This window comes from Pseudomonas sp. CJQ_9, assembly GCF_043106615.1.
Lineage (GTDB): Bacteria > Pseudomonadota > Gammaproteobacteria > Pseudomonadales > Pseudomonadaceae > Aquipseudomonas > Aquipseudomonas juntendi.
Map to the genome: position 1 here is coordinate 1 of NZ_JBICMS010000062.1, position 22,583 is coordinate 22,583.

Below are 22,583 nucleotides of genomic sequence, written 5' to 3' on the forward strand. Positions count from 1 at the left end.
CTGTTCGGGGCTGTTTGCGGCGCAGGGCAGGTATTACTGCTGGCGCAGAATGCACGCCAGCAACCCCGGGAAGCGGGCCTCCAGCATTTCGCTGCGCAGCGAATTCATATGGGTAGTGCCCACATTGCGGGTATGCACCAATCCTGCATCACGCAAGACGCGAAAGTGGTGGGACATGCTCGACTTGGGCCGGCCGCCGTCCAGTTCGCCGCACGTGGCTTCGGCCACACCGGCCAGCTGGCGCACGATGCCCATGCGCACAGGGTCGCTCAGGGCGTACAGCAGGCGCTCCAGCACCAGGTCTTCAGGGTTGGGATGTTTATAGGCTCGCATGCTGCACATGATACCGGGGGTTTCCATTATTGCCATAGTTCGATTATGATCGAACAATCGTATCCATATAGCCCGGGAGTTTCCCATGTCCGCGTTGTTCCAACCTTACACCCTCAAGGACGTCACCCTGCGCAACCGCATTGCCATTCCGCCAATGTGCCAGTACATGGCCGAGGACGGCATGATCAACGACTGGCACCATGTGCACCTGGCCGGCATGGCCCGGGGCGGTGCCGGCTTGCTGGTGGTCGAAGCCACGGCGGTGGCACCGGAAGGCCGCATCACCCCCGGCTGCGCTGGCATCTGGAGCGACGCCCATGCCCAGGCGTTCGTACCGGTGGTACAGGCGATCAAGGCAGCAGGTTCCGTACCGGGCATTCAGATCGCCCACGCCGGGCGCAAGGCCAGCGCCAACCGGCCCTGGGAAGGTGACGACCATATTGCCGCCGACGATGCCCGCGGCTGGGAAACCATTGCCCCGTCGGCCATTGCCTTTGGTGCACACCTGCCCAAAGTGCCGCGTGCCATGACCCTGGACGACATCGCCCGGGTCAAGCAGGACTTCGTCGATGCCGCCCGCCGTGCACGCGATGCCGGCTTCGAGTGGATCGAGCTGCACTTTGCCCACGGCTACCTGGGGCAGAGCTTCTTTTCCGAGCATTCCAACAAGCGTACCGATGCCTACGGTGGCAGTTTCGACAACCGCAGCCGCTTCCTGCTGGAAACCCTGGCGGCAGTACGTGAAGTGTGGCCAGAAAACCTGCCGCTGACGGCGCGTTTTGGCGTGCTGGAATACGACGGCCGTGATGAGCAGACCCTGGAAGAGTCGATCGAGTTGGCGCGGCGGTTCAAGGCTGGTGGCCTGGACCTGCTGAGCGTGAGTGTCGGCTTTACCATCCCTGATACCAACATCCCATGGGGCCCGGCGTTCATGGGGCCGATTGCCGAACGTGTGCGCCGTGAGGCCAAGCTGCCGGTGACGTCGGCGTGGGGTTTCGGTACCCCGCAGCTGGCCGAAGCGGCATTGCAGGCCAACCAGCTGGACCTGGTGTCGGTAGGCCGCGCGCACTTGGCCGACCCGCACTGGGCCTACTTTGCGGCCAAGGAGTTGGGGGTGGAAAAAGCCTCCTGGACCTTGCCAGCGCCTTATGCGCACTGGCTTGAGCGTTATCGCTGAGACACGCTCTGTGCGGGCTGCGTGGCGGCTGGGCCGCCCAGCGGCCCGCTGGGCCTAAAAACGGCCCAGCCGGTAAGCCGCCAGCTCGGCCCCGCCAGCCCGCTCAGCCAAACGCCCCACCCATTGCGCCGTGACCGCCGCCTGGGTCAACCCCAGGTGTTGGTGCCCGAAGGCCAACAGCACCCGCCCGTCACACACACGGTCGATCACCGGCAGTGAATCCGGCAGCGAAGGCCGAAAGCCCATCCACGGCGTGGCGCCTTCAACACTCAGCTCCTGCTGAAACAAGCCTTTGCTCAAGCGGTGCAACTGCCACGCCCGCTGCATGCTCGGCGGCGCCTCCAGCCCGGCGAACTCTACCGTGCCAGCCAGGCGCAGGCCTTCGGCCATGGGGGTCATGATGAACTTGCGCTCCAGCGAAGTGACCGCAAAGGGCAGGCGCTGGTGTTCGCCAGGCAGCATCAGGTGGTAGCCACGCTCGGTGTCCAGCGGCACCCGTCTGCCGGTCAGGGCCGCGGTGAGCCGTGCCGAATGCGCACCGCAACTGAGCAGCACCTGGCGGGCGTTGAACGTGCCCTGGGCGCTGGCCAGGCTGACCCCGCCGCTGTGCAGGTGGCCACCCTCCACCTGCGCTTGTACAAAGCGCACGCCGCTGGCCTTGGCCGCCTCGAACAACGCGCAGACCACCCGGTAGGGGTCGATGAAATGCCCGGTGTTGGGGAAAAACAACCCGCCAAGCAACGCCTGGCTCAACTGGGGCGCGGCTGCGCGTACGGCGTGTGCCGACCAGTAGTCCACGGGCACGGCCTGCTGTTGCAGGCGCGCCTGCAACGCCGCCAGCGCCTGCCGTGACTCGGGGCGCTCGAACACCAGCAGCGAGCCTGCTTCGTGGAACAGCTCGCTGCGCCCGATCGAGCCCAGCAGCTGTTGCCAGGCCCCCAGGCTGGCTTCGTTCAACCGGCGAATGCCGGCCACGCTGCGCTGGAACGGCGCCGGGCGCAGGTTCAGCAGCAGCCGGGTAAACCACGGCATGGCCTTGGGCAGGTACTTCCAGTCCAGCCGCAGCGGGCCCATGGGGTCGAGCAGCATGCGTGGCAGGCGCTTGAGGATCGACAGGTCGGCAATCGGGAACACTTGCTCGGTCGCCAGGTGCCCGGCATTGCCGAACGAGGCGCCATGGCCGGGCGCCTGGCGGTCGAGCAAGGTGACCCGGCGGCCCTGACGGGCCAGTTGCAGGGCGCAGGCGACGCCGACGATGCCGGCGCCCACCACGGCGATATCGGTTTCAGCGGTTTCGTGCATGTTCAGCCTTCCCGTTTACCGTCCAGCAGGCGCCGCAGTTGCAGCGGGTTGGCCTGTTGCAGGGCCTGTGGCAGCAGCGCATCGGGGAAGTCCTGGTAGCACACTGGGCGCAGGAAACGCAGGATCGCCGCTGTACCCACCGAAGTGGTGCGCGCATCGGTGGTGGCCGGGAACGGGCCGCCATGCACCATTGCGTCACACACCTCGACACCGGTCGGCCAGCCGTTGACCAGGATGCGCCCGGCCTTGCGCTCAAGGGTTGGCAGCAGCGCGCGGGCGCTGGCGATGTCGGCCTCATCCAGTTGCAGGGTGGCGGTCAGCTGGCCTTCCAGGTGTTCGGCCACCTGGCGTACCTGCTCATCGCTGGCGCAGGCCACGACCAACGATGCCGCGCCGAACACTTCGGCTTGCAACGCAGGGTCGGCCAGGAACGCTTCGGCCTGGGTGACGAACAGATGCGCCTGGCACTGGTTGGGGCCCTGGCCGACCTGGCCGTTGGCGGCCGCCTGCGCGTTGGGGTTGTGTGCCAGGGCGTCGACACCGTTCTGGTAGGCGCTGAAGATGCCTGCTGTGAGCATGGTCTGCGCTGCGGCTTGGTGCACGTGCTCGCTGGCGGCGCTGATAAAACGCTGCAGTGCCGGCCCCTGGCGGGCGATCACCAGGCCGGGGTTGGTGCAGAACTGGCCTGCACCCTGGGTCAGCGAGGCGACGAAACCTTGCGCCAGTGCCTCGGCGCGCGCCTGCAGCGCGGCATCGAACAGGAATACCGGGTTGATCGAACTCATCTCGGCGTACACCGGGATGGGTTCCGGGCGCGCCTGTGCCGCCTGGCACAAGGCCACCCCACCGCTGCGCGAGCCGGTGAAGCCAACCGCCTTGATGCGCGGGTCGCTGACCAGTGCGATGCCGACTTCGCGGCCAGCACCGTACAGCAACGAGAACACCCCGGCCGGCAGGCCACACAACTTCACCGCTTGTGCCACCGCCTGGCCGACCAGCTCGCTGGTGCCGGGGTGAGCGCCGTGGGCCTTGACCACTACCGGGCAGCCAGCGGCCAGGGCCGAGGCGGTATCGCCACCGGCCACCGAGAACGCCAGCGGGAAATTGCTGGCGCCGAACACAGCCACCGGCCCCAGGGCCACCTGGCGCTGGCGCAGGTCGGCGCGTGGCAACGGCTGGCGTTCGGGCAGGGCGTTGTCGACCCGCACGTCCAGCCATTCGCCGGCCCGAACCACGCGGGCGAAGGTGCGCAGCTGGGTGCAGGTTCGGCCGCGTTCGCCCTGGATGCGAGCCTTGGGCAGGCCGGTTTCGGCCACGGCCCGGTCGATCAGGGCATCGCCCAGCGCTTCGATCTGCGCGGCGATGGTTTCGAGAAAGTGGGCCCGTTGTTCGAGCGAGGTTTCGCGGTAGGCATCGAACGCCGCCCAGGCCAGGGCACAGGCCTGGGCTACGTGTTCGCCGGTGCCGCCGAGGTAGGCGGGTTGCAGTACCTGGCCGGTGGCCGGGTTGACCGCCTGGATGGCTTCGCGGCTGCCGGTTACCGGCGTCTGGCCGATGAGCAGGTTGCCTGTCAGGGTCATGGAGCCTCCTTGGGAAATCACATGCAATAGCAAGGGTGTACTGCTTACCCTGTGGGAGCGGCCGCGCCCGCGAACACCGGCGAAGCCGGTGCCATGCACCGCGGCGTTTACTTCGCGGGCATGCCCGCTCCCACAGGGGCCGCTGGATCAGGCCAGGTTCTGCTCGGCCGACCAGCTGGCGTACCAGGTGCGGAACAGGGCGTACTGCTGCTCGGCATAGTTGCGCTGGGCGTCGGTCAGGGCGTCGGTCTCGTTGAAATGCAGGCTGTATTCGCGATCGCCGTTGAGCACCATCAAATGCTTGTAGTACAGCACCAGGTCGCAGCCTTCATCGAACGACGACAGCACCGCCAACGCCGCTTCCAGCTCACGCGCCAGGCGGCGGGCGCGGGCGTCGCCCTTGGCCGCCTGCTTGCTCAGGCTGACCAGTTGCAGCACTTCACGCGGCAGGGCGTTGCCGATGCCGGTGATGGCACCGGTGGCGTTGCAGTTGACGAAGCCATGCACCACCTGGGTATCGACGCCGACCATCAGGGTCACGTCGTCGTCCTTGGAGGTGATGTGTTCGGCGGCGTAGCGCAGGTCGGCGCCACCGCCGAACTCTTTGAAACCGATCAGGTTGGGGTATGCGCTGCGCAGTTCGAAGAACAGGTCGGCGCGGGTGGCAAAGCCGTAGTAGGGGCTGTTGTAGATCACGGCCGGCAGCTTCGGTGCCGCGGCGAGAATGGCCGAGAAGTGGTGTTTTTGCGCGATCAGCGAGGCGCCGCGGCTAAGCACGCGGGGGATGACCATCAGCCCGGCGGCGCCAACCTTGGCGGCGTGGGCGGCATGCGCCACCGCCTCGCGGGTGTTCACCGCGCCAGTGCCGACGATGGTCGGGATGCCGGCGCCCACAAGGCGAGCCACGCCTTCCTGGCGCTCGGCCTCGGTCAGCAGCGGCCAGTCGCCCATCGAGCCGCAGTACACCACGGCGCTCATGCCGGCCTCAATCAGTTCACGGCCTTTGCGCACCAGCGCGTCGAAGTCCGGCTTGCGCTCGGCGGTGCACGGGGTCATCAGGGCGGGCATGGTGCCGGTGAAGATGTTGTTGTTCATGCAAGTTACTCCTGGCGAAATTCGGGTGGGTCAAAAGCCGGGGGCTCAGATGCCCCAGGCGAATGGGTCCTGTTCGTCGATCAGCAGGATGCTGTCGGCGGTCATGTAGGCGCGGCCGGTGATGAACGGGCGAATCCGCTCGCCGTCGCGCTGGTAGCGGCCCTGGAACTGGCTGCCGGTGATGCTGGCCTGCACCCAGGTCTGGCCCTCGGCCAGCTTGCCGTCGGCCGCCAGGCAGGCCAGCTTGGCGCTGGTGCCGGTGCCGCAGGGCGAGCGGTCGTAGGCCTTGCCGGGGCACATCACGAAGTTGCGGCTGTCGGCGTTGGCGTCGTCGGCAAACAGCTCGACGTGGTCGATGGGCGCGCCATGCTCGCCGGTAATGCCTTGCGCTTGCAGGGCGTTGAGCATGGCCCAGGTGTACGCGGTCAGGGCCTCGCGGTTATCCAGTTCAATGCGCTGGCCGTGTTCGGCAACCAGGAAGAACCAGTTGCCACCCCAGGCGATGTCGCCATGCACCACGCCGTGCCCGGGCACGTCCACCGCCACGTGCTGGCGGTAGCGGTAGGCGGGCACGTTGGCGACAGTGACGGCGCCGTCTTCATGCAAGGTGGCGCTGACCTGGCCGACCGGGGTGTCGATCTTGTGCACGCCGGGTGCGATCAGGCCCAGGTGCTGCAGCGAAGCGACCAGGCCGATGGTGCCGTGGCCGCACATGTTCAGGTAACCGGCGTTGTTGAAGAAGATCACCCCGCAGGTGGCGTCGGCAGACACTGGCGGGCAGTACAGCGCGCCCACCAGCACATCGTTGCCGCGTGGCTCCAGCAGGCAGGCGCGGCGCCACGGGTCGTGCAGCTCGCGCAGTTCGTCGCGCTGCTCGGCCATGCTGCGGCCGTACAATTGCGGGAAACCTTTCATCACCAGGCGGGTAGGTTCGCCGCCGGTGTGGGAGTCGATGACGTGAATCTGTTTCATGGGCTCGTCCATTCTTTGATCTGCAGGGTCTTGTGCTGTATAGGCTGGCCTCATCGCCGGCAAGCCAGCTCCCACAGGTATTGCATTGGCCTCTGGGGTATTGCTATTGCATGCGCCTCAAGGGCAGCGCAGCCCCTGTGGGAGCTGGCTTGCCGGCGATAGGGCCAGTAGCCTTCACCGAGCCAGCGCGGCCGGGCGTTGGCCTGCCAGCGGCTCTTGGATGGCTTCGCTTTCGTCCTCGCCTTCCAGGCGTACCAGGTGGGCAGGCACACCGGTAGCGGCACCCCAGTAGTAGATGCCCAGCGCACTCACAGCCACCGCCACCGTGTCGAGTGGGTGGCCAAGCACGCCCAGGCCGCCGAAGCTGCCCAGCCAGGACAGCAGGATGGTCACCGCGTAGAAGCCGATCAGCCACGCCGAGCTGCGCACTTGCTGGGCCAGGGTCAGGTGCTGGGTCGGTACGAAGCGTTTGCACACCAGGTACAGCACGAACATCACGATTTGCAGGGCCAGCAGCCAGGACACGGTGTTCCAGCCCGACCAGTACACGATCAGTGCGGCGATGATGAACGACAGGGGGCCCAGCACCGCCATGCCCTTGACCCGGAACGGGCGCGGCATCGCGGGGGCGTTGCGGCGCAGCGCGGCGACACTGATCGGGGCCACGGCATAGCTCAGCACCAGGGCTGCGGACACCACGTTGATCAGCGCCTCCCACGACGGGAAGGGCAGGGTCCAGAACACCGACAGCGCGAAGGTCAGCCACAGCGCCGGGCGCGGGATGCCGGACTCGGCGTCGATACGGGTGAAGTAGCGGAAGAAGGTGCCGGTTTGCGCCCAGCCATAGATCACCCGTGGGGTGGCGTTCATGTAGATGTTGCCGCAGCCACTGGGCGAGATCACGGCGTCGGCCACCACCAGGTAGGCCAGCCAGCCCACCCCCAGTGCCAGGGCGATATCACGGTAGGGCAGGGCCAGTTCCTTGGTTACGCTGGCCCAGCCGTTGGCCAGCATTTCGGTGGGTACGCTGCCGAGGAAGGCCAGTTGCAGCAGGGCGTAGATGGCGGTGGACAGCAGCACCGACAGGATCAGCGCAATCGGAATGGTGCGCTGCGGGTTCTTCACTTCGCTGGCCACTGAAATGATCGGTGTCAGGCCCAGGTAGGCGAAGATGATGCCACCGGCCGACACAGCCATCTCCACACCAGACAACCCGAACGGGGCAAAGCCTTGCACGGTGAAGTTCTGCGGCTTGAAGAAGGTGAACAGCACGCCGATCACCAGCAGCGGCACGATGAACTTGAACACGCTGATCAGGTTGTTGGCCTTGGCAAAGGTTTTCACGCTGCGGTAGTTGAGGAAGAAGAACAGCCCCAGCAAGGCGAACTGCACCAGCCAGCCAAGCACGGTGGGGTCACTGGAGCCGGCCTTGGTCAGTTCGGGAAACCAGGCGGCAGCATATTGGCGCGAAGCGACCACCTCGATGGCGATCAGGCTGGAGAAGGCGATCAGGGTGATGAAGCCCATCAGGTAGCCCAGCAGCGGGCCGTGCGAGTACACCGGGTAGCGCACCACGCCACCGGCGCGGGGCAGGGCGGCGCCCAGTTCGCAGTACACGATGCCCAGCAGCAGCACGGCGAAGCCGCCGAGGAACCAGGAGAGGATGCCGGCCGGGCCGGCGATGGCCGAAACGTGGCTGGCGGCGAACAGCCAGCCGGAGCCGAAAATGGCGCCGAGGCCGATGAAGGTGAGGTCCAGCAGCGATAACTGTTTCTTGAATTTGCCTGACATGGGTTCGCCTTTTTGTTGGTTATTGGATAGGCAGGTCTGATGTCACCAGGTGCGGCTTTCGGGCCGCGTTCTTGTAGGGCTTGGGCGGCTTGCGTGGGGCATAGAGTGGACCGATCGGGGCGGCGGTTCTTGATGGTTTTCTGCAAGGGGTATGACGAAATCGGCACAGTTGGGAAAAAGCAGTGGTCAGCCACAAGGGTGGGGAATAGGCTGTAGGCCATACCGTATAAGGGCTGTATGTATGTGTGAGTAGTGCCGGCCTCTTCGCGGGCTCGCCCGCTCCCACAGGTACAGCACAGGATTCGGGATTTGTGAGGTACCTGTGGGAGCGGGCATGCCCGCGAAAGGGCCGACAAAGCCAACAGAGATCGAGCAGATGACCGACACCCCCCTGGCACCCCTCTACCACTCCCTGGGCCAGCACCGTCCCGCCTCCCTCGAGGCCCTGCTGGCTGGTGTCTCGCTGTTGCTGCCGATCCTCGACGCCATCCCCAACGCTGCGATCTTCATCAAGGACCCGGCTGCCCGCTACGTGCTGGCCAACAACACCTTGGTCCAGCGCTGTGGCCTGAAGCGCCTGCAACCGTTGCTGGGCAAGACCAGCGCCGAAGTGTTTCCGGCGCAGCTCGGCCCCGGCTACACCGAACAGGACCGCCGTGTGCTCAAGGAGGGCCTGGTGCTGGAAGACCAGCTGGAGCTGCACTTGTACGGCAGCCGCGAGCCAGGCTGGTGCCTGACCCACAAACGCCCGTTGTACAACCAGGCGGGCGAGATCATTGGCCTGGTCGGCATCTCGGTCGACCTGCAGTCAGCGGCCGACAGCCACCCTGCGTACCAGCGCCTGGCCGCGGTGGACGAACATATCCGCCAGCATTTTCACCAGCCCATAAGCATGCGCGAGCTGACCCGCATCGCGGGCATTTCGGTGGCCCAGCTGGAGCGCTATTGCAAACGGGTATTCCACCTCACGCCACGGCAGATGATCCACAAGGCGCGCCTGGAGCACGCGCATCGCCTACTGCATTCAGAATTGCCGATCACTGAGGTTGCCATGTGCTGCGGCTACACCGACCACAGCGCCTTCAGCCGCCAGTTCAAGCAACTGACCGGCTTCACGCCGCGCCAATACCGCCAGGCGACCAGCGATCAGCCCGCCTGAAACAGTGCCTGCGCCTCGGCAAAGCACTGCTCGGCAATGGCCGAACGTGGCTCGCTGCGGCGCAGCAGCAGGCCGACCGGGCTGTGGATGGCGGCGTCGGCCACCGGCAGGATGCGCAGGTGCTCGCTGAGGTCTTCCAGGCCGCAGTCCAGTGGCATGATCGCGCAGCACATGCCGGTGTTGATGGCCTGGATCAGTTGGAAGCTCGAATCGCTTTCCAGCACCGCGTTGGGCTCCAGGCCACGGCTGCGAAAGCTCAGGTCCAGTGACTGGCGGTAGTGCATGCCTTTGCTCAGCAGCCCCAGGGGGATGTCGCCCAGCTCGGCCCAGCGCAAGGTGTCGCTGGCGAAGCGGAAGTGCCGGGTGTCGTGCAAAAGGCCCATGGTGGTGGTGCCCAGTTCGATCACTTCGAAGAAGCGGGTGTTGACCTGGTCCAGGTAACAGATACCCAGGTCGAGCTGGTTCCGGCTAAGGCCGTCGATGACCTGTTCCGAGCTCAGCGAACTGAGCTGGAAGTGCAGCTCCGGGTATTTTTCCCGCAGCGGCAGCAGCAGGTGCATGGGGTTGAAGCTGGCCAGCGGTACCGTGCCCAGGCGCAGGCTGCCGACCACCTGGCCGCGGCAGCTGGCCGCCTCGGCCTGCAGGCCGTCGTGCGCGGCGAGCAGGGTGCGGGCCCAGGCCAGAATGCGCTCGCCGGCTTCGGTAAAGCCTTCAAAGCGCTGGCCACGTTTGACCAGCACCAGGTCCAGTTCGTCCTCCAGGTTGCGCAGGCGCATGGAAAGCGTCGGCTGGGTGATATGGCACAGCGCCGCCGCCTGGCCGAAATGGCGGGTCTGGTCGAGGGCGATGAGGAACTTGAGCTGCTTGATGTCCATGGAAATGCCTGGCGTGCGGGGTGTGTTGACCTTAACCAACTCTGCGGTGGCTGGCCATTGTTTGATGGTGCCTGTGCGGGCCCTGTCGCTGGCAAGCCAGCTTCCGCTGGGATCGCGTCAGGGCTGACAGGTGTTTGTTACAAGAAATGCAGGGCCTGTGAGATCGAGCGCCGCCCGCGCGGCGCTTCGCGGGTAAACCCGCTCCGTTTGTTTCGGGCCAGTATTGCCTGTGCCGGACGCGCGCGACCGCCTTGTTTTTACGACGCGATATCGTGGCGGGCGCCAAGGCGTTCGCGCGAAAATCCCCCAGGCATAATTGGCCCGAAACAAACGTAGGAGCGGGTTTACCCGCGAAGCGCCGCGTGGGCGGCGCTCGATCTCACAGGCGCTGAAGATGCTGCGGCTACCTCCAGGCAGCGATAGAGCCTGTCGATGGAACGGTTCGCCATATCGATTGGACGCCCTCGGAGCATCCCCTTAGCGTGGCGAAAAGGCCATTCAAGGAGTTCCTGTTGTGCGCGTCCAACCCGATGCGGTCTTCGTACCGCTGAACATCGCCGTGCTGACTGTCAGCGATACCCGCACCTTCGACAACGACACCTCCGGCGAACTGCTGGCCAGCCGTTCGGTAGAGGTCGGCCACCGCCTGGTGGCACGGGCGCTGCTCAAGGACGACCTGTACAAGATCCGCGCCCAGGTGGCCACCTGGATTGCCGATGACCAGGTGCAGGCGGTGCTGATCACCGGCGGTACCGGTTTTACCGGCCGCGACAGCACGCCAGAGGCGGTCGGGTGCCTGCTGGACAAACGCATCGATGGCTTTGGCGAGCTGTTCCGCGCGTTGTCGATTCTGGATATCGGCAGCTCGACCGTGCAGAGCCGGGCGCTGGCCGGGCTGGCCAACCGCACGCTGGTGTGCTGCCTGCCGGGGTCTACCGGGGCTTGCCGTACAGCGTGGGAGGGGATCCTGGCCGAGCAGCTGGATGCCCGGCACCGGCCGTGCAACTTCGTCAAGCACCTGCTGCCTATCGAGGCCTGTGCAAGCCGGGGCTGATCGTTCGCCTGTACCGGCCCTATCGCCGGCAAGCCGGCTCCCACAGGTATTGCACAGGTTCTGAAATCTGTGTGGTCCCTGTGGGAGCTGGCTTGCCGGCGATAGGGCCCTTAGCTCAGCACATGCCCCGCCGGCAACAACGCCGGCGGCAACTGCTGTTCCCCCAACCCCGCCAGTACATCCCGCTCCACGGTCCGCACCAGGGCATCGGTCGGCAGGTCGTTTTCATCCCGCCCGAACGGGTCTTCCAGTTCGTTGCCAATCGCATCCAGGCCAAAGAACGTGTAGCCGACGAGGGTGGTGAACAGCGGCGCCAGCCAGCCCAGCGGCTCGGCCAGGGCAAACGGCAACAACAGGCAGAAGATGTAGATGGTGCGGTGCAACAACAGCGTGTAGGGAAACGGCAGTGGCGTGCCCTTGATGCGCTCGCAGGTGGCCTGCACCTCGGTCAGCCCCACCAGCCGCTGCTCCAGCAGGCTGTAACGCCAGTCAGTGATCTGTTGTCGCTCGGCCAGCCGCGAGCATTGGCTGCCTACCTCACGCAGGATACCGTCGCACACATTGTGCGGGCTGATCGCCTCGGGCCGGGGCAACCATGGGCGGGCGGCAGCCAGGTCGTCTTCGTTGCGCAACCGCGCATTCAGCGCATGGGCAAACCCGCACAGGCTGCGCAGCAGCTCTTGGCGTAGTGCTTCATCGCCGATCACCACGCTCTCACGCACGAACGAGCGGGTTTCGATGATGAGCTTGCCCCAGGCCTTGCGCCCTTCCCACCAACGGTCATAGCAGGCGTTGTTGCGAAAGCTCATGAAGATCGACAGCGACAGGCCCAGCAAGGTGAATGGGGTGGCGCTGACCGGGTAGAAAAACGCCGGGTAATGCCGCTCGACCAGCACGATCAATGCGGCCAGCAGGGTGACCGTCAGGCAGCGCAGGGCAATGCGCTTGATGATCGAACCCTTGAGGGTGAACAACACGCGCAACACATCGGGTGCGGGGTGGACGATCATGGCAATCCAGAGGCAGCTGCTCAGCCGCCGGTCATGTTCATGAAACGCAGGATCTGTACGTCACCACCGACTTCGAAGTGATGGCGGTAGGGCTTGAGGTGCAGCGAGTCGCGGATGGCCTTTTCCAGGCGGTCGGGGTCGCCCGGGTGGGCGCGCAGCACGTGCTTGAGGTCTACCGAATGCTCGTTGCCCAGGCACAGCAGCAGCCGGCCCTCGACGGTCAGGCGCACGCGGTTGCAGGTGGCGCAGAAGTTGTGGCTGTGCGGCGAAATGAAGCCGACCCGGGTGTTGGCCGCTTCGGCCAGGCGCCAGTAACGGGCCGGCCCCTGCGACGTTTCGGTAGACTCGACCAGGGTGAACTGTTCAGCCAGCAGCGCCCGTACTTCATCGCTGGAGCAGAACGACTCGCCACGTTCATGCTCGCTGATAACCCCCAGGGGCATTTCTTCGATGAAGGTGATGTCCAGCTCGCGGTCGATGGCAAAGCGCACCAGGTCGACCAGTTCATGGTCGTTGCGGCCCTTGAGCACCACGCAGTTGAGTTTGGTGCGCTTGAAGCCGGCCTGCCGGGCTGCGTCGATGCCGGCAATGACCTGGTGCAGGTCGCCGGTGCGGGTCAGTTGTTTGAAGCGGTCGGCGTCCAGGCTGTCGAGGCTGATGTTCAGGCGTGTAACGCCGGCGTCGAACAGCGGCTGGGCCAGGCGGCCAAGCTGCGAGCCGTTGCTGGTCAGGCACAGTTCGCGCAGGCCGGGCAGGGCGGCGATGCGCCCGCATAAGTCGACGATGCCCTGGCGCACCAGGGGTTCGCCACCGGTCAGGCGGATTTTGCGGGTGCCGAGGGCGACGAAACGCTCGGCCACCTGGAACAGTTCCTCCAGGCTGAGAATCTGCTGGCGCGGCAGGAACTGCATGTCTTCGGCCATGCAGTACACGCAACGGAAGTCGCAGCGGTCGGTGACCGACATCCGCAGGTAGTCGATTTTCCGGTTGAAGCCGTCGATCAGGGCCCGGCTGTTCTGTTCCACGTTCGCGCTCGCGTCTGGGAAGGGGGGGCATTTCTGTCCAAGCTATAACCTGGGCGCAGGGCCGTCAAATTGCTTTGTCCGACTGCATGATCGACGGTCTCTATCATGCGGCCTGGCAGCTCGTCGCCTGCCTGCCGTGATCGAAAGCGCTTATCACGCCGTAAGATCTTTCGATTGGACGCCCCGCCCCACGCTCCATAGGCTGAAACAAAGCACCGAAGCGTGAGGATTCACCGCATGAGCCAGGACGAACACATCAGGGACTACAAAGGCGCCGCCGCCGGCTGGGGGGCGCTGAAAAGCGTGACCAAGAGCTGGCTGGGCAGTGACAACGCCTTCAAGAACCTGCGGGCCATGCTCAAGACCAACCAGAACGGCGGCTTCGACTGCCCAGGCTGTGCCTGGGGCGAGTCGCCGGAAAGCGACATGGTCAAGTTCTGCGAAAACGGCGCCAAGGCGGTCAACTGGGAAGCCACCGGCCGCTCGGTGGACCCGGTCTTCTTTGCCAAGTACAGCGTCAGCGCGTTGAAGCAACAGACCGACTATTGGCTTGAATACCAAGGCCGCCTGACGCACCCGATGCGCTATGACGCAGCCACCGACCATTACGTGGAAACCACCTGGGCAGAAGCGTTCGAGCTGGTTGCCCGGCACCTGCGCGCACTGCAATCGCCGGACGAAGCCGAATTCTACACCTCGGGCCGGGCCAGCAATGAAGCGGCGTTTCTCTACCAGCTGTTCGTGCGTGCCTATGGCACCAACAATTTCCCGGACTGCTCCAACATGTGCCACGAAGCCAGCGGCTCGGGCATGTCGGAAACCCTGGGGGTGGGCAAAGGCACCGTGGTGTTTCACGACCTGGAACTGGCCGATGCCATTTTCGTGATTGGCCAGAACCCCGGCACCAACCACCCGCGCATGCTCGAACCGCTGCGTGAAGCGGTCAAGCGCGGTGCCCAGGTGGTGTGCTTCAACCCGCTCAAAGAGCGTGGCCTGGAGCGCTTCCAGCACCCGCAGCACCCGTTCGAAATGCTCAGCAATGGCTCTGAGCCGACTTCCAGCGCGTACTTCCGCCCAGCCTTGGGGGGCGACATGGCGGCCATGCGCGGTATTGCCAAGTTCCTTTTGCAGTGGGAACGCGAGGCCCAGGCCAAGGGCGAACCGCCGGTGTTCGACCACGCCTTCATCGCCGAGCATACCAGCGGTATCGATGGCTACCTGGCGGCGGTCGACGCCACGGCGTGGGAACACATCGTTGAGCAGTCTGGCCTGACCCTGGCCGAGATCGAACTGGCCGCGCGTATGTACCGCAAGGCCGAGCGGGTCATCATGTGCTGGGCCATGGGCGTGACGCAGCACCGCCATTCGGTGGCAACCGTGCAGGAAATCGTCAACCTGCAGCTTCTGCGCGGCAACGTCGGCAAGCCCGGCGCTGGCCTGTCGCCGGTGCGCGGCCACAGCAACGTGCAGGGCGACCGCACCATGGGCATTGACGAGAAGCCCCGGGCAGCACTGCTCGACGCCCTGGAAAAACGCTTCCGCTTCCGTGTGCCGCGTGCCCACGGGCACAATGCGGTGCTGGCGATAAAGGCCATGGAGGAGGGGCGGGCCAAGGTGTTCGTCGCCCTGGGCGGCAACTTTGCCCAAGCCACCCCGGATACGCCGCGTACCCATGCCGCGCTGCAAAAGTGTGCGCTGACTGTGCAGATTTCCACCAAGCTCAACCGCTCGCACCTGGTCACCGGCCGCGACGCGCTGATCCTGCCATGCCTGGGCCGCACCGAAATCGACCTGCAGGCCGCAGGGCCGCAGGGCGTGACCGTGGAAGACACCTTCAGCATGGTGCACCTCTCCCATGGCCAGTTGCGCCCGCGCTCGCCGCACATGCGTTCGGAGCCATGGATCATCGCCGGCATGGCCAAGGCCACGCTGGGCAATCAGCCGATCGACTGGGCCTATGCGGTGGCCGACTACAACCGCATCCGCGACATGATTGCCGACGTCATCCCCGGCTTCGCGCGTTTCAATGAACGCCTGAACAGCCCTGGCGGGTTCCACCTGGGTAACCACGCTGCCGAGCGCAACTTCCGCACGGCCACCGGCAAGGCGCGCTTCATGCCCCACACGCTGCCCGAGGCATTGGTCAACGCCAAGGTGCTGGCCCGCGGGGACAAGCCCGACCTGATCTTGCAGACCCTGCGTTCGCACGACCAGTACAACACCACCCTGTATGGCCTGGACGACCGCTACCGTGGGGTGTTCGGCCTGCGCGAAGTGGTGTTCGTCAACGAGGCCGATATCAGCCGCCTGGGCTTCGAACCGGGTGAGCACGTGGACCTGGTGTCGCTGTGGGAGGATGGTGTGGAGCGGCGGGTGTCGGGGTTCCGCCTGGTGGCGTATGACGTGCCGCAAGGGCAGGCGGCGGCTTACTACCCCGAGACCAACCCGCTGGTGCCGCTGGAGAGTTATGGCGAGGGGACGTACACCCCGACCTCGAAGTTTGTGGCGATCAAGCTGGAGAAGGCCGAGGCCGGGAACCGGATTGCGGCGGTGCTGGCTTCGGATTGACGGGCGCCTGCAAGGGCCCTGCGGCGGGCCCCGGAAGGCGCAGCATCTTCAGCGCCTGCGAGATCGAGCGCCGCCCGCGCGGCGCTTCGCGGGTAAACCCGCTCCTACGCTTGTTTCGGGCCAATTATTCCCGTGGGATTTGCGCGCGAACGCCTTGGCGCCCACCTCAATATCGCGCCGTACAAACAAGGCGGTCGCGCGCGCCTGGCACAGGATGGACTGGCCCGAAACAAACGGAGCGGGTTTACCCGCGAAGCGCCGCGCGGGCGGCGCTCGATCTCACAGGCGCTGCATATCTTCTGGCAACCACCTGTCAGCCCTGATGCAATCCCTGTGCGCCTTGCCGGCAATATGCCCCACAGCCATCAGCCACGGTTCACCGGTAAAGCCGTGGTGTACTTCATCTGCTCCATGGCAAAACTGGAGGTAATGTTCGACAACCCCTCGGTGCTGGTAATCAGCTTTTTGTAAAACCGGTCATACGCCGCAATATCCCCCACCACCACCCGCAGCATGTAGTCCCAGTCGCCAGACATGCGGTAGCACTCCATCACCTCCTCGAACCCGGTCACGGTCGCGGCAAACTGTGCCAGCCAGGCGCTGTCGTGGCGCTGGGTCTTGAGCTGGACGAACACCGTCAGCCCCAGCCCTAGCCGTTCAGGGGCCAGCAGGGCGACACGGCCGAGTATGTAGCCTTCTTCTTCCAGGCGCTTGACCCGCTTCCAGCACGGGGTGGTGGACAGGTTGACGGCTTCGGCCAAGTCCTTGAGCGACATCGAGGCATCGCGCTGAAGCAGGGTAAGAATGTGCTGGTCGAAGCTGTCCATATCGCGCGCTGGCCGTGCCGGAAAATATTTCACAGGTTACCCCAAGGCCAGGCGATTTGGCTTGTGCCATAGTGGCAGCTTTCATTCTGCCAATGGGCCTGACCATGTCCGACAAGCCGCGCAATTTCGCCACCCGTGCCATTCACGCTGGCGAGCAGTTCAGTGTTGCCGACAATGCCATTTTCCCGGCCATCGTCACCGCCAGCTCGTTCACCAAACGCAGCCTCGACGACAAGCCGGAGTACTCCTACAGCCGCGTCGGCAACCCTACCCGGCATGCCTACGAAACCTGCGTAGCGGCGCTGGAAGAGGGCGTGGGTGCCGTGGCCTGCGCCTCGGGGGTGAATGCCACCGCCACGGTACTGGAGCTGCTGCCCAAGGATGCCCACGTGGTCGTGATGAACGGCGTGTACGGGGGCACCTTCCGCATCCTCGAAGACTACCGCAGCCATACTTCAGGCCTGACCACCACCTATGTCGACCTCAACGACCTGGGCGCGGTGGCCGCGGCGATCAAGCCCGAAACCCAGTTGATCTGGATCGAGTCGCCGACCAACCCGTTGTTGCACCTGGTCGACATCAAGGCGGTGTGCGACCTGGCGCGGGCCAAGGGCATCCTCACCTGCATCGACAACACCTTCTGCTCGCCGTGGAACCAGCGCCCGATCAACTTGGGGGTGGACCTGGTGATGCACTCGGCCAGCAAATACATTGGCGGCCACTCTGACCTGACTGGCGGTGTGGTGGTCGCGGCCAATGACGCGCTGCTGGCGCGCCTGCGCCGCATCAGCATGGCCATCGGCGCGGTGCAAGGGCCGTTCGACTGTTACCTGGCCCTGCGCGGCCTCAAGACCCTGGATGTGCGCATGGAGCGCCAGTGCGCCAATGCCCTGCAGGTGGCGCGCTTTCTGGAAACCCACGCGCAGGTCGAGCAGGTGTATTACCCCGGGCTGGAAAGCCACCCGCAGCATGAACTGTGCAAGCGCCAGATGCGCAGTGGCGGCGCGGTGGTGGCGATGAAGGTCAAGGGCGACCGCGCCGCGCTCAACCGCCTGGTCGAGGCGCTGCAGATCTTTGTATTGGCCGACTCGCTGGGCGGGGTGGAGAGCATGATCAACCACTCGTGGAGCATGTCGCACTGCTCGCTGAGCCCGGAGCAGAAGGGTGTGATGGGCATCAGCGAGAACCTGCTGCGGCTGTCGGTGGGGATCGAGGATTACCGCGACCTGATCGAAGACCTGGATGGGGCGTTGAAAGCGCTGGTTGCTGTGTAAGGGCTTGCGGCCCTATCGCCGGCAAGCCAGCTCCCACAGGTGCATCACAGGTTCGCAGTACTGTGGGGCCCCTGTGGGAGCTGGCTTGCCGGCGATAGGGCCGGTCAATTCAAAGAAAATGGTCAGTCAGGATTTGGGCGGATGAATGATCCGTTCGATCTTGTCCTTGATCAGCAACCGCTCCTTGCGCAGGCGGTTGACGGCGTCGTCGTTGGTGCCGTTGCCTTCGGCGGCCACCACCTCCTTGTCTTTGGCGTTGTATTCCTTGTGCAGTGCATGCAGCGCCTGGTCGTTGTCCATCAGTGCCTGGAACTTCTCAGCGGTAATGTGCAGGTCAGCGAGCAGATCATGCGGAACTGGCATTTCTTCACCTCTGTCAGGGATTGGCGATTGGTCTTGACCACTGAGGATAGTCGTCTTTGCGCAGGTAGGGGACTTGGGTAGTCTGTCGCCTCTCTCCAGTGACCCGGAACCTGCGCCATGCCTCATCTGAACCTGGAATACAGCGACAACCTGCGCGAGTTGAACGTCGATACTTTGCTGCTACGCCTGAACCATGCCCTGGTCGGCAGTGTCCAGTTCTCCGACGAGGCCGACATCAAGAGCCGCGCCCAGGCCTTCGGCCAGTTTCGCGTCGGTACTGCGCCTGATGAGCGCGCCTTTGCCCAGGTGCGTCTGGCCATCCTCAGCGGGCGCTCGCCGGAGGTGAAGTGAAGACGAACTGTCCGACAGTCTGCTGAACGTGCTGCGTGAAGCCATCCCCGAGCAGCCCGGGCTGGACATCCAGTTGTGCGTGGAAGTGCTGGGCATTGATCGTGAGCCGTACGCCAAGGCCAGAATTCTCCCGACCCAGGCCTGACTTTCAGCGAGCCGACCAGAATTCTGCCAGGTCCGGCCGTCCAACCCGATTGCATCCACATAGGTCAGAATTTCGTTATCTAGGGATGCTCCGATCAACTCGCCGTGCGGAGGCGGTAAGTTGATATTTCCCCCATCACGCAGAGCTATCTATCGAAAAAGCGCTCGATGCGTCATGTTTTCAGGGGCTTTTCGCCGAGATTTCCCTTTTAAGCGCGCAGTTCACCCATACTCATCAGCTGTTTTCGAGCCATCCACAGGTTCGACAGGGCGAACAGTGTGGTCAACTGAGCTGTGTTTTTCATCAGCCCACGAAAACGCACTTTCACGTAACCGAACTGGCGCTTGATCACCCGAAACGGATGCTCGACCTTGGCACGTGTCTGAGCTTTGCAGTACTCGATCTTGCGCCTGGCCTTGTAGAGCACGCTGCGTTTGCTCAGCCTGGAATACGTGCTGCGCCGCGCTGCAATTTGCCAGATTACGTTACGGTGCTCATGCTCTTCATGCTTTAGCGTCTGCATACACCGCGTTTTCTTCGCCATGGAGCAGTTCGGCGGCCTGCGTGACATCGGCCACATTGGCAGCGGTGCCATGGGCGTGGTGAACCAGGCCGGACTCGACATCGGCACCGATGTGAGCCTTCATCCCGAATAAAAACTGGCCACCTTCCTTGGTCTGGTGCATCTCGGGATCGCGCTTGCCTTCTTCAGTCTTCGTCGAACTGGGGGCATGAACAATGGTGGCGTCGACGATGGTGCCTTAGCGCAGTGACAGGCCTTTTTCCTGTAAATAACCGTTGATGACCGCAAGGATCGCAGGTACCAACTGATGCTTTTCCAGCAAGTGCCGGATGTTCATGATCGTGGTGTCTTCGGGGATTGGAGCGCTCAGTGTCAGGCGTGCGAACTGGCGCATGGGCGTGATTTCGTAGAGTGCTTCTTCCATGGCTGGATCGCTCAGAGAGAACCAGTTCTGCAGCAGGTGGATGCGCAGCATGGTTTCCAGAGGATAGGGTTTTCTACCGCCTTCGGCCTTGGGGTAGACCGGCTCGATCAGCCCCAGCAGGCCCGCCCAGGGCACGACCTGATCCATTTCCAGCAAGGACGCGTTCGCGGCGGGTTTGCTTACGCTTGCTTGCGTACTCGAAGTCGGTATAGCTCATCTGGCTCATAGGCGGCTCGGATCAGGTGGTGCGGCGATTTTCGCATAACCTGGGGCAAATTCGGAGATTCCCTAAAGTGCATTTACTAATTGCTGTGATCATCGGCGGGCCTTTCTTAATTTTCCTCGAATATGTGTTTTAAGGGACGAGCTGCTAGCCGGGCCGGAGGCGTGGCTGCGAGCTGGGCTAAAGATAAATTCGGCGATTAGCTTTCCCCACCACGGGCCACTCGATTTTTTGTCTATCCAAAATTCAACAAGCTTTTGATGTTCGATAAACGAATAAAAATTGGCCTGGAATTATTTCTTGCTTATATGGCAAGAAAATTCTTACGTCGTATGGTGGGTGCTTCCTACAGGCGCTTCCCAAATATAAGTGTCTAGAGATAAATGTGTTGATCTATCGCATCGCTCGACGGTTACATAGGGGTATGGCGTTCCGGTGTGTGCGAGTGCGGAGTGATGTCAATGGCTCTGATTGCTCATTAAGTTAATTTTCGTGTTTCTGATGATTGGGCGGTGGTCAGGCTATTTCGGCGATCGTCATCTCGGGAAGCAGTTTCTGCGGAGTCATGGATGCAAAGCTTTTTTGAAACGCTTTATAGACGAGCTCACGATAGCCCTGATGCAGTCGCTTTTCGCTTTTTTGAGGGGGGGCAAGACATTTGTACGGAATTGACTTTTGGGCAGGTATACAGTCGGGTGTTGTTCCTGGCTGCACGCTTGGAACATCTGCAGCTACAAGGTGAGCGTATATTGCTTACCTGCAAATCGCAGCATTTCTTTGTGCTTGGTTTTTTGGCTTGCTTATTGGCAGGAAGCGTGGCTGTTCCAGCACCGCCCCCCACTCGTAAAGGGCACGCAGCGCGGCTCATGATGCTTATGGATGCTGCGGGTGTGCGAGCAGTTATCGGTGATATTGATCACTGTAATTTCAATCGGAATATTATTTATATTGATATTCAAGATGTGGTATTTTTTGATCATGTTGAGTGCGATGGCTTCGCTAGTTTGGGAGGTGATAAGGAAGCTATCGCGCTTTTACAGTTTACATCTGGATCTACATCGGATCCCAAAGGTGTGATGGTTACAGTTGGAGGTTTGATTCATAATTGTGAGGCTATTGCTGGCTCTATGGGTATCACCCCTGAGTCTTCAGTTCTTACAGCACTTCCCTTGTTTCATGATATGGGGTTGATAGGAGGAGTGCTGGTGCCAGTGTTCATCGGATGTGTAGGTAATTTTATGCAGCCTATGGAGTTTGTTCAGTTTCCAGAGCGGTGGCTACAGTATATATCTGACTATGGCATCACTATTAGTGGTGGCCCTAACTTTATCTACGAATTGGCCGTGCGCGGCATTTCCAATGAAAAATTTGTGCGCTGTGATTTGTCGCGCTGGCGTGTTGCATTCTGTGGTGCTGAACCCATACGACCAGGCACCATTGACCGCTTCTCCGCACGATTTGCCAGCGTCGGCTTTCGACCAGAGGCATTTTATCCCTGCTATGGAATGGCTGAGTCCACGTTGTTTGTCACTGGAAAACCTCTCGGTGCACTACCTGAGGTTTGCAATCTGCAAGGTCGGGTGTTGGTTAATTGTGGCGTGGCAAGAGGGGACACGCAGATTCGAATCGTCGATCCGCAAACGCAATTGTGTCTGCCGGACCAGCAGGTGGGCGAAATCTGGGTATCAAGTCCAAGTGTGGCAGCTGGATATTGGCAGCTGCCAGACTTGAGTGCGGAGGTTTTTCATGCGCGGCTTCGCGGGGACTCGCACAAATACCTGCGCACTGGCGATTTGGGGTTTTTGAAGGATCAAGCGCTATACCTGGTTGGGCGGCTGAAGGATCAACTGGTCGTGTACGGTAAGAAGTACGCGCCGAATGATCTTGAGGCAGAAGCACAGGCTAGCCATGAAGCACTTCGCGCAGATGGGGGGGCGGCCTTCGTGCTCAACGAAGAAGATGGCGACAAGGTGTTGCTTGTCTTCGAGCTTAAACGTGCCTGGCTGCGGCGTCCCGATGAGTGGCCGAAAGTTGACCGTGCCGTACGGCATGTAATCAGCAATGTTTTCGGATTGGCGCTGGAGGAACTGGTGCTGATCAGGCCTGGCAGTTTACCACGTACATCCAGTGGCAAAGTTCGGCGGCATCAATGCCGTCACGATTACAAGATAGGAGCACTGGAACGCGTTATCTAAGCAGGTCGTACAGACGGCCATCAATCCATCGGTCAACAGGGAATGTCATGAGTGCACTTGAGTTACTTCTGCGCGATGCGCTGGCCTCGCTGCTGGAAACAGAGCCAGCCAGCATCGGTTTTTCCAAACCATTCGACGAGCTCGGCGTGGACTCGCTCATCGCTCTGCGACTAGTGCGCCAGGTGGTTGAGCTTACGGGTATTGATATAGACATCGAATGCATTCTTGACTACTCATCAATCGAACAGTTGGCGCGTCACTTGACCGCGTGCCGTGGTGTCGACGGGATCGAACCGGTCTGACTGAGAGGCATAAGC

Annotated in this window: 18 protein-coding genes and 2 pseudogenes; 8 read left to right on the forward strand and 12 right to left on the reverse strand. The window is 62.9% G+C overall.

The window, feature by feature from the left end; genetic code table 11:
* Positions 1 to 33 precede the first annotated feature (33 nt).
* On the reverse strand, positions 34 to 369 hold the full coding sequence (locus ACF8SD_RS11410) for a helix-turn-helix transcriptional regulator (RefSeq protein WP_029886571.1): 336 nt from the start codon (positions 367 to 369) through the stop codon (positions 34 to 36).
* 49 nt (positions 370 to 418) lie between these two features.
* Between ACF8SD_RS11410 and xenA the strand changes: the two genes are divergently transcribed.
* Entirely contained in the window at positions 419 to 1,510 is a 1,092-nt protein-coding gene (xenA, locus tag ACF8SD_RS11415) for a xenobiotic reductase XenA (protein WP_029886570.1), read from the forward strand.
* Positions 1,511 to 1,564: 54 nt separating this feature from the next.
* Here xenA and ACF8SD_RS11420 read toward each other — a convergent pair whose 3' ends face one another.
* The 5 genes from ACF8SD_RS11420 to ACF8SD_RS11440 all read right to left on the reverse strand — a co-directional run bounded on the left by ACF8SD_RS11420 (position 1,565) and on the right by ACF8SD_RS11440 (position 8,250).
* Positions 1,565 to 2,812: an NAD(P)/FAD-dependent oxidoreductase gene (locus ACF8SD_RS11420; protein WP_392484374.1), complete on the reverse strand. Its 1,248-nt coding sequence runs from the start codon at positions 2,810 to 2,812 to the stop codon at positions 1,565 to 1,567.
* 2 nt (positions 2,813 to 2,814) lie between these two features.
* Positions 2,815 to 4,392 (reverse strand): aldehyde dehydrogenase (NADP(+)), encoded by a 1,578-nt coding sequence (locus ACF8SD_RS11425; RefSeq protein WP_173887931.1) that lies wholly within the window; start codon positions 4,390 to 4,392, stop codon positions 2,815 to 2,817.
* Between the two features lie 147 nt (positions 4,393 to 4,539).
* Positions 4,540 to 5,487, reverse strand: coding sequence for a dihydrodipicolinate synthase family protein (locus ACF8SD_RS11430; protein ID WP_173887932.1), 948 nt, complete (start codon positions 5,485 to 5,487; stop codon positions 4,540 to 4,542).
* A gap of 45 nt (positions 5,488 to 5,532) precedes the next feature.
* The gene (locus tag ACF8SD_RS11435; RefSeq protein WP_173887933.1) at positions 5,533 to 6,459 is read right to left on the reverse strand and encodes a 4-hydroxyproline epimerase; all 927 of its coding nucleotides are present in this window, start codon (positions 6,457 to 6,459) and stop codon (positions 5,533 to 5,535) included.
* A 174-nt stretch (positions 6,460 to 6,633) separates the two neighbouring features.
* Entirely contained in the window at positions 6,634 to 8,250 is a 1,617-nt protein-coding gene (locus ACF8SD_RS11440) for an APC family permease (protein ID WP_392484375.1), read from the reverse strand.
* A 376-nt stretch (positions 8,251 to 8,626) separates the two neighbouring features.
* On the opposite strand from ACF8SD_RS11440, the gene ACF8SD_RS11445 reads away from it, so the two are divergent.
* On the forward strand, positions 8,627 to 9,409 hold the full coding sequence (locus ACF8SD_RS11445) for a helix-turn-helix domain-containing protein (protein ID WP_392484376.1): 783 nt from the start codon (positions 8,627 to 8,629) through the stop codon (positions 9,407 to 9,409).
* On the opposite strand, the gene ACF8SD_RS11450 is transcribed toward ACF8SD_RS11445, so the two are convergent.
* Positions 9,397 to 10,284: a LysR family transcriptional regulator gene (locus tag ACF8SD_RS11450; protein WP_173887936.1), complete on the reverse strand. Its 888-nt coding sequence runs from the start codon at positions 10,282 to 10,284 to the stop codon at positions 9,397 to 9,399. The two genes, ACF8SD_RS11445 and ACF8SD_RS11450, sit on opposite strands and share 13 nt — an antisense overlap.
* A 514-nt stretch (positions 10,285 to 10,798) precedes the next feature.
* Between ACF8SD_RS11450 and moaB the strand changes: the two genes are divergently transcribed.
* Positions 10,799 to 11,338, forward strand: a complete 540-nt coding sequence (gene moaB, locus ACF8SD_RS11455; RefSeq protein ID WP_173887937.1) for a molybdenum cofactor biosynthesis protein B — start codon at positions 10,799 to 10,801, stop codon at positions 11,336 to 11,338.
* A 110-nt stretch (positions 11,339 to 11,448) separates the two neighbouring features.
* Here moaB and ACF8SD_RS11460 read toward each other — a convergent pair whose 3' ends face one another.
* Together ACF8SD_RS11460 and moaA are read right to left on the reverse strand one after the other, a co-directional pair.
* Positions 11,449 to 12,348, reverse strand: a complete 900-nt coding sequence (locus ACF8SD_RS11460; protein ID WP_173887938.1) for a bestrophin family protein — start codon at positions 12,346 to 12,348, stop codon at positions 11,449 to 11,451.
* A gap of 20 nt (positions 12,349 to 12,368) precedes the next feature.
* A complete protein-coding gene (moaA, locus tag ACF8SD_RS11465; protein ID WP_009686815.1) occupies positions 12,369 to 13,373 on the reverse strand; it encodes a GTP 3',8-cyclase MoaA in 1,005 nt (334 codons plus the stop codon).
* A gap of 237 nt (positions 13,374 to 13,610) precedes the next feature.
* Here moaA and ACF8SD_RS11470 point away from each other — a divergent pair, with 237 nt between their 5' ends.
* Positions 13,611 to 15,941 carry an FdhF/YdeP family oxidoreductase gene (locus ACF8SD_RS11470; protein ID WP_392484377.1) on the forward strand — a complete coding sequence of 777 codons (2,331 nt, stop codon included), beginning with the start codon at positions 13,611 to 13,613 and terminating at the stop codon, positions 15,939 to 15,941.
* Positions 15,942 to 16,306: 365 nt separating this feature from the next.
* On the opposite strand, the gene ACF8SD_RS11475 is transcribed toward ACF8SD_RS11470, so the two are convergent.
* The gene (locus ACF8SD_RS11475) at positions 16,307 to 16,768 is read right to left on the reverse strand and encodes an Lrp/AsnC family transcriptional regulator (RefSeq protein WP_173891660.1); all 462 of its coding nucleotides are present in this window, start codon (positions 16,766 to 16,768) and stop codon (positions 16,307 to 16,309) included.
* A gap of 92 nt (positions 16,769 to 16,860) precedes the next feature.
* On the opposite strand from ACF8SD_RS11475, the gene ACF8SD_RS11480 reads away from it, so the two are divergent.
* Entirely contained in the window at positions 16,861 to 18,042 is a 1,182-nt protein-coding gene (locus tag ACF8SD_RS11480) for a trans-sulfuration enzyme family protein (protein WP_392484398.1), read from the forward strand.
* Positions 18,043 to 18,168: 126 nt separating this feature from the next.
* Here ACF8SD_RS11480 and ACF8SD_RS11485 read toward each other — a convergent pair whose 3' ends face one another.
* Positions 18,169 to 18,405 (reverse strand): YdcH family protein, encoded by a 237-nt coding sequence (locus tag ACF8SD_RS11485; protein ID WP_029886178.1) that lies wholly within the window; start codon positions 18,403 to 18,405, stop codon positions 18,169 to 18,171.
* A 117-nt stretch (positions 18,406 to 18,522) separates the two neighbouring features.
* Here ACF8SD_RS11485 and ACF8SD_RS11490 point away from each other — a divergent pair.
* Positions 18,523 to 18,901 (forward strand): annotated as a pseudogene (locus ACF8SD_RS11490) (5-carboxymethyl-2-hydroxymuconate Delta-isomerase).
* 208 nt (positions 18,902 to 19,109) lie between these two features.
* Here the strand turns inward: ACF8SD_RS11490 and ACF8SD_RS11495 are convergent.
* Positions 19,110 to 20,074 (reverse strand): annotated as a pseudogene (locus ACF8SD_RS11495) (IS5 family transposase).
* A gap of 566 nt (positions 20,075 to 20,640) precedes the next feature.
* Here ACF8SD_RS11495 and ACF8SD_RS11500 point away from each other — a divergent pair.
* Both ACF8SD_RS11500 and ACF8SD_RS11505 read left to right on the forward strand, forming a co-directional pair.
* Positions 20,641 to 22,266, forward strand: a complete 1,626-nt coding sequence (locus tag ACF8SD_RS11500; protein ID WP_392484378.1) for a fatty acyl-AMP ligase — start codon at positions 20,641 to 20,643, stop codon at positions 22,264 to 22,266.
* 47 nt (positions 22,267 to 22,313) lie between these two features.
* Positions 22,314 to 22,568, forward strand: a complete 255-nt coding sequence (locus ACF8SD_RS11505; protein ID WP_392484379.1) for an acyl carrier protein — start codon at positions 22,314 to 22,316, stop codon at positions 22,566 to 22,568.
* Positions 22,569 to 22,583: the final 15 nt, after the last annotated feature.